This is a genomic window from Luteolibacter algae, from assembly GCF_042683045.1.
Lineage (GTDB): Bacteria > Verrucomicrobiota > Verrucomicrobiia > Verrucomicrobiales > Akkermansiaceae > Luteolibacter > Luteolibacter algae.
In genome coordinates this window covers 25,191-38,585 of record NZ_JBHUIT010000034.1, presented here as the reverse complement: position 1 = coordinate 38,585, position 13,395 = coordinate 25,191, and the positions used below count along the sequence as shown (strand labels likewise).

The following is a 13,395-nucleotide window of genomic DNA, read 5'->3' as shown; positions in this document are numbered from 1 at the left end:
ACGGGGAAAGCTACGCGAGAGGAATCATGGCTTCGCCGGTAGTTTTGGTAATTCCAGCTTACCGTCATCCGCTCCCGGCGCGAAATTGCTTACAAAAACAGGTTCCCCGCCTTCTCGGGTCCACTTGCACTCCACCCGGCCGTCGCCCAGAACGATGTTTTGCAACTTTGTTCTCATGGCATCAATGACCGGGCGATAATAGACATCTGAAGCCAGATTGTATAATTCCTCGGGATCATTCCGCAGATCGAAGAAAATCGGTTCCAGATCTTCCAGATCCGCTTTCAGCATCGAGCCAATATTTTTGCCCCCCCGAATCTTCAACGCCAGTTTGTAGTCTTTTGTCCGGATCACAACCAATGGCGTCGGCTCGGATATAATATAGTCCCTTGCCGGGATCTTGCCTTCGCTGACCTGCCCTAGATCCTTACCATCGAGATAATCAAATCTGCTATCGGATAAATCGTAGCCAGCGGCGGCAAAGAATGTCGGCGCCATATCCACAAAACAGGTGAAATCCTTCACGACCCTGCCAGCCGGAAATTTCTTCTTATCGGATGAAACAACGATGATCGGATTGTGCAAATCGATGTCATATGGGCTCGATTTTGCGATCATACCATGCTCGTTGAGCTTCCAGCCGTGATCCCCGCAAACATATAAAATAAGCCATGGTTGCTGGTTTTTTTCAGAATACTCGATAAATGCATCCGCCGCTTGGCCTACCAATGAGTCCCCATAGGCACAAAGCGCATAGTAATCGGCAATCATCTGTTGCTTGTGCTCGTCCGGGAAATGGTTGCTTCCGATTCCCGCGTAAAGTTTCCTGAGCTGCGGGGTGAAGCTCGCCATTTCCTGCTCCGTGAACTCCGGCACCTTGTATTTGAGATTTCGAAAACGCTCACGGAATTCTGCAGGCGGCAAGACCGGAGTATGGGGAAAATCGAAACCGATGTGTGCAAAAACCGGTGATTTGCCAATAGTTGGAACCTTTTTGCCCTTCAATGTGGTATATGTTTTCTCATCCGAATTCAGATAACTGATGAGCTCCTTCACATAATTCGCCTCCCGGGTCATGTTCGGTGGCTGGGGATTAATACCGCCGATGATACTATCCACCGCGTTGATCGCTTGATCATGGGTTTTCCCGGGCGGGTATTCCCGAAGGATATCCAAACGCTTGGTAAGTTCTTCCCTGTCATCAGGTTGGGCAACCGGGTCAGAACTCCAGGTAAGCTCCGAGCCATCAGGAAAGCGGAAACGATCTGTCACAATCTTGGTCTTCCACTCCATTGATTTCACCCAGTCAAATCTCCCGGCGTCAGCGAATTCATTCAGATACCCGAGATCCACTTCGTATGGTGCTCCTACCACCTTTTTCTTTGGATCCGCAATATATCGGATGCCACCCTTTCCTACGGAGACCGTGCGGTAGCCAGCCTCTTTCATCACTTCCGGCACCATTGGCCTCCAGTGTGCCTTCCCAGCTCCGCTATAATAATCGAAGCCGTAGACGCCTGAAGAATGGGAATAACGGCCGGTATGCATGGCGGTCCGCGAGGGTGCGCAGACCGGATTCTGATTGAAGCTGTTTACAAACGTTGTGCCCATGGCCGCCAGGCGATCAACCTGCGGAGAAGCCACCTTTCCCAAGGGACTGTCTTCATTTTCGATCGTTATACGGTTGAAGGCATTGATGGAATCCAACCGCTGGTCATCGGTAATAATCCACAGGACGTTTGGCTTTTCGGCTGAAGCCAGCACGGGTAGTGATAACAGGAAAAGAATTAAGCTTGGTTTCATAAAGGATATGGTTTTGTAGCATACTCATACAAAACGATAAATTTTACGCCAAAACCGGCTTTTCCGCTAAATTTGTCAACAATTCGCACAAGGGGCGATTGGCGAGGTTAATTGCCCGGTAGTCACGAAGCCTCCGCGATCCGGGCCATCATGGTCCATGTCTAGTTCTGTCTGGACTGGCTAAAGGCCCTTATTTCTCGAAAACCAGAGCCCCGCCCTCCTGTTTGACATGAATCACATCGCCATCGACAAACTTTCCTTCCAGGACTTCCAGGCTTAAAGGATCCAGAATCAGATGTTGAATCGCACGCTTCAGGGGACGTGCTCCATAGACAGGGTCGTAACCTTGGTTTCCGACAAATTCCTTCGCCTCTTCCGACAGCGAAAGACCGAGCCCTTGCTTGGCAAGACGTTTGCGCACCCTATCAAGCTGAAGGTCGACTATAGTCGTCAGATCGTCCCGGTCCAGCCTGTCGAAAATTACGATTTCATCGATCCGGTTGATAAATTCCGGTCTGAAATGCCCGCGCAGCGCTTCCATCACAGCCGCTTCCCGTTGCTCGGCGTTTTCTTCGCCCAAGATATGTTGGGAACCGATGTTTGATGTCATAATCAGCACGGTATTTCTGAAATCCACGGTTCTTCCCTGTCCGTCGGTGATACGACCGTCATCCAGGACCTGGAGCAACACGTTGAAAACATCCGGATGCGCTTTCTCGATCTCATCAAACAAAACCACAGAGTAAGGTTTGCGGCGCACATGTTCCGAGAGCTGGCCACCCTCATCATATCCGACATACCCCGGAGGAGCCCCGATCAGGCGGGAAACGCTGTGCTTCTCCATATATTCAGACATATCGATGCGCACCATTGCGCCTTCATCATCGAATAAAAATTCCGCAAGAGCTTTTGAAAGCTCGGTTTTGCCGACACCGGTGGGGCCGAGAAAAAGAAACGAACCGATCGGTCGGTTTTCGTCCTGCAGACCCGCACGTGCTCTGCGCACTGCGTTTGCAACCGCTTTGATAGCCTTTTTCTGACCGACTACCCGATCCCCAAGGCGTGTCTCCATCGATACGAGTTTCTGCTTCTCTCCTTCCTGTAGACGGTTCACCGGTATCCCAGTCCAGGAGGAAACCACGCGTGCGATATCTTCCTCCGTCACCTCCTCTTTAAGCATCGCACCATTCTTCTGGAGATTCGCCAAGCCTTCCTGCGCTTCTTCCAGTTCCCTTTGAGCGCCTGGCAGGTCGCCGTAGGTTATCTGGGATGCGCGTGTCAGATCGCCGATTCTTTGTGCTTTCTCAACTTCGGTCTTCAATGCATCGATTTTTTCCTGCGCCCGTTGAACTTGATCGATAATGGCTTTTTCATTTCTCCATTGAGCCATTTTTCCGGAAGATTCTTCCCTTAGATTCGCCTGCTCCTCTTTTACTTTCTCCAGGCGGGCTGCGGAAGCCTTGTCCGTTTCCTTTTCCAGCGCCTTCTTCTCCATCTCCAGCTGCATGATCTGGCGCTCCAGCACGTCGATCTCGGTCGGCATGGAATCGAGTTCGATTTTCAACCGGGAGGAAGCTTCATCTATTAGGTCCACCGCCTTGTCCGGCAAGAAGCGGTCGGAAATATACCTATCTGATAGGACGGCTGCGGCAACAATCGCCCCATCCTGGATTCGGACACCGTGATGGACTTCATATCTTTCCTTCAGTCCCCTCAAAATCGCCACCGTATCCTCCACGGATGGCTCTCCTACGGAAACAGGTTGGAATCTACGCTCCAGTGCGGCGTCCTTCTCAATATATTTCCGGTATTCGTCGAGTGTGGTGGCTCCTATCGTATGCAGCTCGCCACGAGCCAACTGTGGCTTGAGTAAATTAGACGCATCTACCGCTCCCTCGCTGGCACCGGCACCTACGATGGTATGGAGCTCATCGATAAATAGAATAATCTTTCCTTCCGCCTCGGTGACTTCCTTCAGGAAAGCTTTCAGGCGCTCCTCAAATTCACCGCGAAATTTAGCTCCTGCCAGCATCCCGCCCAGATCCATTGTCACTACGCGTTTGTCTTTCATGGAGTCTGGGACATCCCCGGAAACGATCCTCCGGGCGAGGCCTTCGACAATGGCTGTTTTACCTACACCCGGTTCGCCGATAAGCACCGGATTGTTTTTCGTCCGGCGGGAAAGAACCTGGAGCACGCGCCGGATCTCATGGTCGCGGCCTATCACCGGATCGATTTTGCCAGCTCTCGCCCGTGCGGTTAGATCGGTTCCGTATTTCTCCAAGGTCTGGTATTTTCCCTCGGGATCCGCGTCGGTAACCTTCTGTGATCCGCGGATTTCTTTCACCGCAGTTTCGGCTTTCTTCTCATCCAGCCCTGCATCTCTCAGCAACTTTCCTGCGGGAGAGTCCCCTTTCAAAGAGCCTAATAAAAAATGTTCAACTGATAAGAAATCATCCGACATCTTCTCGCGGATTTTGTCAGCTTCATCCAGCGTAGCTCGAAGTCCCGCACTGATCTGCGGTTGCGTCGAGGCACCCTGCACACTCACTTCCCTAGAAAGCGCAGCGGCAACAGCAGCCTTGAGCATCGAGGTATCGATTCCGGCCTTTTGTAAAATTGGCACCGCAATTCCACCTTCCTGTTGCAAAAGTGCCAGCAGCACATGTGCGCTTTTTAGCTCTGGATGAGAGGATTTCGAGGCAATTCCTTGCGCAGACTGAAGAGCCTCCTGAAGTTTTTGAGTCAATTTGTCTAATGCCATAATCGTAATTGAATTATAACACTAGTATATACCCCGCATTCCATTGCGGGCAACGCACTTTCTGCGATTCAACGCGCAAAATACGCTGAATTTTCAACCAATGGGTTTGATGTAATATTTCTTGGAAATCCCCTCGATATCATGATGAAACCAAAAAGCGTCCGGGCATTCCTTTTGGATATTGTCCAGGACTTCCGGGAGTTCCTCATGGGTGATGACCGTGCGAACGAGGTTGAACGTATCAGCGCTGAATCCCCCTTTCGCTTGCTGCAATGTGTATGTCCGATGAGGTGCCGCAGCAGTAATGGCATTCCCGAGGCGCTTCGGTTCCTTGTCAAAGGCGGTGAGGAGCACCAGCTTGAATTTGCGGAAGAAGTTGTTCAACGTCTCTGCAGAGGTAAATATATAAATACTGGTATACATCAAAGTATTAACCATCAGCTCAATCTGCCCAGTCTTGATATAGTCCAAAAGAAGACCGTAACAGGTGGAAACCCCTGCCGCCAGGATGGCGATCGTCCCGACTGGTTTCAAATAACGCATCGCAAAGTATGCCCCGAGGATATCCTCATCCCCCGTGGATCCCCGCATGCGCAGTGAAAGCGCCTTCGCCAAGCCAGCCAGAATTCCGCCGAACAAAACTAAAATAATACGCTCGTTGCTGGACTCTGGGCTTGCGAATTCCATATTCGGAAGAAGTGCAAGACCGAGCATCACGGTGCCAACGGTCAACAAGGTGCGGAGTGCGAAGACGCAGCTGATCTTTACAAAGGCGAAAATGATCAGGAACGTCTGAGAAATCCCGTAGAGCAACAGGAACAAGGAGCTATTTTCGAAATAATATGCCGTCGCGGCAGCCAGCCCTTCGAATCCCGTCAAAATCACTTTTGAAGGGAAAACGAAATACTTAAGAGCAATTGCATATAGCAGTCCCGCCAAACAGGTGACCAAGCATTCCAGCACGGGATGGCGCATTGACAGCCACTCTTTTATCTTCACAAATATCATTCTATTCTTGGTTGCTTGCTTCCCCGTCGGCACATGTGCCCCAGACTATTTCAGCTGCCTATTGCCTGCAACAGAAAGCTGAATATGTGCCGATTTTTCACTCCTTATCTCGGATCATTCTTAAAAACAGGTGACACGATCGGTGGCAACTCGCGGAGGGTCTCTGTAAGGCTTTCCAAAGCTGCCTGTAGCTGCGGGTCTGTCCCTGATTGTTGCGCCCCGGGGGGGAAATCCACCTCGATATCCGGGACAGCCCCATTCAGCTCCAGATCCCTGCCGGTCTGCGAATGAAACCAACCGCGGAACGGGATCTGTAGTTTTCCCATCTCAGGGATCGTGATGCTTACGGCAGAAATCACTCCCCCATTTGTGGGCCTGCCGATGAGTTTCCCCCGGCCCAGTTGTTTGAAGGCATGGCAGAATATTTCAGCATTTGAAAAAGTGTTCTCATTGCAAAGAACCACCATCGGTCCATTCCAAGCCGGGCTCACCCGCCGATCGGTAGGATAACCTCTCGGCCCACCGCGCGGGATGGTAAATGTGTGTTCCGGTTGGCAAAACAGCGCCAGCAGCTCATCGGCCACCCTTCCGCCTGCGTTATCCCTCAGATCCAAGACCAAACCCTCAGCCTGGATGGACGCCCGGTAAACCAAAGTGGAAAGCTCACGAAGATCATCCGTTTTCATCTTCCGGAAAGGCAGATATGCGATGCGATAGTCGCCCCTTCGGGCCGCCTTTTTTGCGGCCGCCACTTTCTCCTCCCGGTCAAGAAAACGAGCCGTCTCATAGGAAATAGGCATCAGTTCGAAAGTCCTTACTTCGCCATCCATTGCTCGGATCGTCACCGGGATTGAACGTCCCTTGGCTCCGTTGAAAAAGGTATGCAAAGGACTGCCAGCATCCACGGATTTCCCACCGATTCTCAAGACCACATCGCCCGGTTGTGGAGGATCCGGCAATTTCGCGACGGGTGACCCTCCCAAGACCTTTTCGATCGTAAGAGGACCCTCCTTTTTGTTCGTGAAGCTCATCCCCGGAAAGGCCGTCGGATTCTTCAATTTGTCCGAGAGAACCTTGACCCCCCATGGATTTGTATTGAAAGTGAGATGTGAGGCGTTCAGTTCGCCCAGTAGCTGTGCTACCACTCGATCGAATTGACGGGAATCGCGTGCTTCCGCAGCTGCATCCTCGTAGTTACCCAATACGGATTCCCAATCCGTCTGGTTCATTGTTTCATCATAGAAACGCTCTGCAAGAGTCCGCCAAATTTTTCTGAAGCCCAAACGCAGACGGGCGCTACGGTTCTGGGTGACGGAAAACGAAAACGGATACTTCGTCAGCTCACCGTCATGAAACACCGCCGGTATGCGGTCGATTCTCCACAGTGAAGCTCCATCGATTCTGGCATGATGGGGAATTCCCCGAAAGCTCGCATACGTGGTAACCTTTCCGTCTTCCGGTCCGATAGCGTAGATGGTCTCGTCATCCTTATCGCGGCTTTGAAAGAGTATAGCCTTCGAATCCGGGGCCCAGTTTGAGCGCGTTGGCTCACTAATATCGGTCGGAACCGGGCGGATACTTTCTGAAATAGCATCAAAATCGAGTTCGCTGGCACCACCACTGAGATGCGCAGCCACCTCGGCAACCCATAGCCGTGAAAGTTCATCGGGACCCCGCCGTGCGGTAAAAGAGATCCATTTTCCATCCGGTGACCACTTCGGAGAGCCCTCAAAGGCAGGGTGGCGAGTCAGATTGTAAGAATCAATTGAGCCATCGGCGGAGACGAGAAAAATGTCTCTATTCGAATTCACATCTTTTGCAGCAACAGCAAGCCATCTCCCATCCGGAGACCAATCATAGGTCGGCATATCCCATCCCTTATGAACAATGATTGCTTCTCCCCCAACTGTCGGCATTGTGACGAGATTTCCTGTGCTTTCCAGCCAAGACAACCGACTTCCGTCCGGGCTCAATCTCAACGATTTCATCGAGGAAAGGCTTTTCCAAAAAATCTCAGCCGGGCCGATTTTTCCATCGTCCCATTCCGCTCTGCATATTTCCATCTCAAGACCATTGTCCCGTAAAAAATAGAGAAACTCCTCTTTAAGGCCCAATACCGGCTCCCGTTCATCAAGAGCATCGCTTTGGGTTAGTTGAATCGGGGTTTCCGCTCCGCCTTCAAGCGTCCACAGATCACCGGCGGCAGAAAATACGATTCGGTCCGCACGCTTGCTAAAACTCACCCCGGAGGTTCCGGTCACTCTTTCCTTTCGGGATGAGCGGGCCGGAACGGATTCATTTGTATAAAAATGGAGAAGGTCCGGCTCATTCCTCCCGCCCTCTAACTTGAGCCGGTAAACTTCCTGGCCAGCTCTAAAGAGCATCACTTTCCCATTTGCAGAAAGAGTGGGGAGAATCACGCCGCTTTTCTCGAAAAAGGTGAGCTGCGCATCTTTGGCAGACTCAAACTTATGCTCGTAGACATTGAACACGCCAGATCGGTTGGAAACATAGTAAAAGCCGTTTCCATTTCTCTGCCACAATGGGGAGCGGGTCTCCCATTCCCCGCCAATCACTTTGGTAAATGAGTTGGCTTCTGAATCAAATAGATGGACACACGCAGCTCTGGATCCGTGATAACCTTTTCGGTATAATTGCTCCCCTCCCTGGCAGAAAAGGTAGCGATTCCCATCCGGCGAGATTGAAACAGAATGCGCTGTTGCATCGAAAAGAAGAGTTTCTCTACTTTCTTTTGTCAGATCCACCCGGAGTAATCTTGTAGGCTTATATCCGGAATTCTGCCGTATCCCACGAACAATTGCTTCAGACCCATCAGGCGAAATATCTTCCAATACATTCCCCTCGGTATGATAGCTATGCTGCTGTAAATCGCTCCCATCGATCTTTATCGAATACACCTGGGCAGATCCGCTACGCTCGGATGAGAACACCAGTCTTTTGCCGTCCGGTGTGAACCTCGGGTAAGCTTCCCGCGATGGGTGCTTCAGTATTCTGACCGCCTCTCCGCCGTTGCTGGGAGCCAGCCAAAGATCATTGAGCCACTCGAATACAAGAGTTTCCCCGTCCGGAGAGAGCGATGGCCAGGCTAATCCGGAAATTGGTGTTTCTGCTGAATGTAGGACCGACGTCAAACCCAGTAAAAAAGCAGCCAGCAAATTACGCATGTCCCAAACAAGCTTCCGTGCTGATCTACAGCAAGCGGTAACTTCATCACAATTTCAAAATGACACGCTTGCAGAGCAGCCACTCTCATCTAGCCTTTCGCAAGTGAGCACTAAAGATATGCCTATTTCTCCTCCCCGAGCTTGGGTGGAAATCAATCTCAATAATCTTGGAAAAAATCTTGAAACTGCCCGCACCTCCTCCGGTTGCGGAATCATGGCCGTAGTAAAAGCGGGTGCTTACGGTCACGGACTCGAGCGTATTTCAAAGTTCCTCGAGCAAACCGGCATCGATTTCCTGGGAGTAGCCAATATCGGCGAGGCCCGGAGAATCCGCGATGCAGGAGTGAAAACACCGATCTATCTTCTCGGAGCCACCTGGGACGAAGAGCGGGAAGAAATTGTGGCTAGAAATATCACACCATGTATTTCAACGATTTCCGAAGCCGATGCCTTCAACGGTATCGCAGCCAAATACGGGAAAGTTCTCAATGTCCATCTCGCCATCGACACAGGAATGGGGCGCGGAGGTTTTCTGCCCTCCCGAATCGTGGAACAGATCGCAGAATTACGCGCTATGCGACATTTGAATATTGAGGGTATCGCATCCCATTTTTCCTCATCTGATGAAGACGAGGACTTCACAAATTGTCAGATTGCGAGCTTTCGACAGGTGATCGATGACCTAGGAGGCGAGAAACAATTCAGCTGGCGCCATCTTTCCAATAGCGCAGGGATACTCGCCTACCCTAACGCAGGTTGCAACCTAGCAAGGCCCGGGCTAATGCTCTATGGCGTTTCGCCTATTACTTCGTTTCAACAGAAGCTTAAAACAGTGATGTCCCTGAAGTCCCGGGTTACCATGGTGAAAACCGTTCCAAAGGGTCATAGCATCTCCTATGGTCGTAGTTACATCACCCCAAGACCGATGAAAGTCGCAACCGTTGGTATTGGTTATGGAGATGGATATCCTCGACAGGTTTCGGGAAAAGGAGCCGAGGTTTTTATCGATGGAAAACGTTACCCTATCTTAGGAAGAGTGACTATGGATCAACTAATGGTTGCACTTCCAGACGACAGTTCCATCCGATCAGGCGCAGAAGTTGAACTTTTCGGGACAAATATTCCTGCAATGGAAGTGGCGGAACACGCGGGAACGATCGTATGGGAGGTTTTCACAGGGATCACCCCACGGGTAGAACGAATCTACCTCCCATGAATTTCCGGAAGATTATAAAAAAAACATCCACCCTCGTAAGAAGATGGATGTTTTGAAATTGATCAAGCTAGCAGGAAATTAACCCCAATCGTCGTTATTGTTACGGCCACCTTTATAGCCGCCACCGCCACGACGATCTCCGCCATAACCGCCACCGCCACGACGATCTCCGCCGTAACCGCCACCGCCACGACGCTCGCCGCCGTAACCGCCACCGCCACCGCCACGACGATCTCCGCCGTAGCCGCCGCCACTGTTACCGCCACCGCCATTACCACGGAATCCACCGGAACGAGGCTCTTTTGGCTCGGACGCATTCACGCGTAACGCACGTCCTTGAAAATCCTGCCCATCCAGAGCTTCAATCGAAGCATTCAATTGGCTTTGATCACCGAGGGTCACAAATGCGAAGCCTTTTGAGCGGCCTGTTTCACGATCGGTAATGATTTTAACCCGTTCAACAGGGCTGTATGGGGCGAAAAGGTCTGTAACTTCCTCTTCGGTAGCGGTGTAGGGCAGGTTGCCCACATAAATGTCCATTTTAGTATTCTTTAAATCACGCCATTACAATCAACACTTCCCGAGACCATGGCGTAAGGGACCGGACGAAGCGCGTTGCCACGCATGAATGCCGTAACAACAGAATCCAATTATTCGATATATAAGATTTTGGCAAGATTTCATTTTCAGCAAAAAAGCCATAAAAAAATGAATTTTTAGAAACTAATCGCATCGTATGCCTCCAAAAAAAAAGAGTGGGAGAAAATCTCCCACCCTTCTCAAAAACGCTTCGTATCCAAATCTTACTCAGGAAGATCCAGCGGAGGGAGAACGCCTTCACCGAGATCTCCAGTAGAGACAGGCACAGAACCTGCAGCGTCAGCGCCACGCAGTGGACGACCTGTCGCATCGATAATCTGAGCGGTAACAAAGATGATCAGATTGCTCTTAATACGGTTTTCTCCTTTGGTCTGGAAAAGACGCCCGATGACAGGAATATCACCAAGAATAGGCACCTTGTCCTCTACGTTTTGCACATCTTCACGCATCAGACCACCAACAGCCACTGTGTAGCCATCATAGATAGTGAGCGAGGTGCTTACGCTACGTTTCGAGAAAACGGGCATCTCGATGCGGTTTTCGGTGATCACCGCATTGACAGCATTTCCGAACAAGTCAGTCGAAGGCGAAAGAATCGGACTACCATAGTTGATGAATCCTTCAAATTCCACAATTTCCGGGAGGAAACGGAGATCGATTACGAAATCGTTTTCACCGATGGTTGGTTCAATCTCGAGGGTAACACCTGTATTCTTTGTTTCGAAAGCAGTCGGCGTTGCCGGAGTCACAGGGAAACTACCACTGGAGCTACCAGTTGTTCCGCCAAGGAGTCCATTACCGCTGCTTGTTCCAACACTGTTTGGAAGTTCAGGGGGCTCGTATTCGGTTGGGTAGATAAATTCGCGAATCACCTCAATCGTTGCCTTCTGTCCCGAACGAGCGGTAACGGAAGGAGCTGTCATCAGGTCCGTGCCCTTTTTCTGGGCAAGACCGCGCATGATCACCTGCACCTGTCCATCAGAGAAAAGACCTGTTAGACCGAGAATACCAGGAGCAACATTGGCAGTCTGCGCAGTGCGGCTCGGGTTATTCAGGATGGCATCGATATTGTTCCGGTTGATCGCTTGGTCACCACTGCGGAGACCGCTCGTAACGATGTTACTGACTTGGTCGGTTCCTGCAGGAATACCTGGAATCGAAGTTCCATTAATTGGGCTGACAAAATCGGCACCGGTCCGGGCGCCACCATTTCCTACGGTTCCGCCACTACCAAACACACTGTTTGCAGAAAGACCGAACGGAGTGACGATCCAGTCAAATCCGAGCTCGTCATTGTTCTCTTGGGAAATTTCAACGAACTTGGTCGTGATCTTGACCTGTTTGGGTTGTTGGTTTGCGAAGGCATCGACCAACTGTTCAACCTTGTCGAGTTCGGAAGGTGTGTTTGTAACGAGAAGACTTCCACCAGCACCCAATGTCGCAGAGCTGCCGTCGGCAAAATCGATACCGGATTGTTTGAGGAGTTCAATAATTGGTGGGCGTGCCTGAAGACTACCACCGGTTCCACCGCCAGCATCAGCAAATGGATCAACATCGCCACCACCACCGCCAGCGTTGCCGCCGGAGTTCAGCATACTTGCAAAGTCTGGTGGGACGCGGAAAGTGCGGGTGAAGAGATCTTCACCTGTTTCAGTCTGAGGAACGAGCGTAACGGCAAAGTCATCAACTTTGTAACGGAGCTTGGTCGCATCGCCGATGTATTTGAGTGCGACAGCGAGGGGCACGTTACGAAGCCGAAGCTCGTTGATGCGCAATGCACCAGGATCTCCCCCACCAAGCAGCGGAGCATCACCAGTGGCAGCATCAAGGCCGGAATCTCCTCCACCGACCGCATTGTTGCGAGGACGGCGGATCACGAAGTTCACGCCTTTTTTAGCAGGATCCAGCTCGAGAGTATCAAGCTCTGCCGCACGAAGGCGGAGGAAATCAATTGCCTCTTCAACCGTGGTATCTTCGAAGTCAATGCGAGGGATTACGATACGGCGAAGTTTCTCCGTAATATAAGCGACACCGTCTGAGGGTTGGTTGTCGTTATTGGTGCCAGGACCGAAGTTAGGCAGTTCGGCAGGAACCGAGAGCTCCCATGCTTGATCGACCTGCATGAGGAGCTCAGCACGTGTTTGATCATAAGCCGCACGATAATAATCACTCTTGGCGGCAGCGATTTTTTCCATACCACGACGAGCCGCGGTATTGTAAGGATCGATGCGAAGCACGTTTTCGTAATCTTTCTTGGCTGCGTCATATTTACCCAGATCGAAGTTACCTTGGGCCATGTAAATTCCGCGGCGAACTTCATCAACATTCTTGGTGTGTTCGTAGGTGAGCGCAGGGTTCGTGCGGATCGGATCATCGAGGTAGCCGAGTTCCGTTTTCGCGGCAATATTCTCGGGATCGACATCCGGTGCGAGAACGCCATCAAGCAGCTGCCGCGCTTCATCGTATTTACCTACCTTGCGAAACTGTTGAGCAAGAGCAACGCTGGCATCGCCGAGATGCTCCGTGTAACTTTGCCGGCGATCGGAAAGGGTCGGAGCTTCCGGGAGTGTGCTCAGTGCCTGACGATATTTATCAACTGATTGTTGATAATCCGCTTTGGCGTAGGCTTCACGACCCTCGAGAAAGAGGCGATCGGCTTCGGCAACAGCCTCTTGGCGGCGGATAATTTCACGTTGGGCGAGGCCGCTCATGCCGGAATACCCCTCACCTGCTTGAGCGGATGAGATCGTAAATGGCATGGTGGCAGCGACGGCCATCAACGCGACGGCAGTGCGACTTGAGCTATACATTGGCGTTTT

General features: G+C 51.2%; 7 protein-coding genes. 1 reads left to right on the top strand and 6 read right to left on the bottom strand.

Annotated elements, in window-relative coordinates; all coding sequences use genetic code 11:
* Positions 1 to 24: 24 nt before the first annotated feature.
* The 4 genes from ACFSSA_RS14630 to ACFSSA_RS14615 form a co-directional block, all read right to left on the bottom strand.
* Positions 25 to 1,803, bottom strand: coding sequence for a sulfatase-like hydrolase/transferase (locus tag ACFSSA_RS14630; protein WP_386821329.1), 1,779 nt, complete (start codon positions 1,801 to 1,803; stop codon positions 25 to 27).
* Between the two features lie 190 nt (positions 1,804 to 1,993).
* Entirely contained in the window at positions 1,994 to 4,567 is a 2,574-nt protein-coding gene (gene clpB, locus ACFSSA_RS14625; protein ID WP_386821328.1) for an ATP-dependent chaperone ClpB, read from the bottom strand.
* Between the two features lie 93 nt (positions 4,568 to 4,660).
* The gene (locus ACFSSA_RS14620) at positions 4,661 to 5,566 is read right to left on the bottom strand and encodes a YitT family protein (protein WP_386821327.1); all 906 of its coding nucleotides are present in this window, start codon (positions 5,564 to 5,566) and stop codon (positions 4,661 to 4,663) included.
* Positions 5,567 to 5,679: 113 nt separating this feature from the next.
* Entirely contained in the window at positions 5,680 to 8,760 is a 3,081-nt protein-coding gene (locus tag ACFSSA_RS14615) for a S41 family peptidase (RefSeq protein ID WP_386821326.1), read from the bottom strand.
* A 118-nt stretch (positions 8,761 to 8,878) separates the two neighbouring features.
* Here ACFSSA_RS14615 and alr point away from each other — a divergent pair, with 118 nt between their 5' ends.
* Entirely contained in the window at positions 8,879 to 9,976 is a 1,098-nt protein-coding gene (alr, locus tag ACFSSA_RS14610) for an alanine racemase (RefSeq protein WP_386821324.1), read from the top strand.
* Positions 9,977 to 10,054: 78 nt separating this feature from the next.
* Here alr and ACFSSA_RS14605 read toward each other — a convergent pair whose 3' ends face one another.
* Together ACFSSA_RS14605 and ACFSSA_RS14600 are read right to left on the bottom strand one after the other, a co-directional pair.
* On the bottom strand, positions 10,055 to 10,516 hold the full coding sequence (locus ACFSSA_RS14605; RefSeq protein ID WP_386821323.1) for an RNA recognition motif domain-containing protein: 462 nt from the start codon (positions 10,514 to 10,516) through the stop codon (positions 10,055 to 10,057).
* 263 nt (positions 10,517 to 10,779) lie between these two features.
* The gene (locus tag ACFSSA_RS14600; protein WP_386821321.1) at positions 10,780 to 13,386 is read right to left on the bottom strand and encodes an Amuc_1098 family type IV pilus outer membrane protein; all 2,607 of its coding nucleotides are present in this window, start codon (positions 13,384 to 13,386) and stop codon (positions 10,780 to 10,782) included.
* Positions 13,387 to 13,395 lie beyond the last annotated feature (9 nt).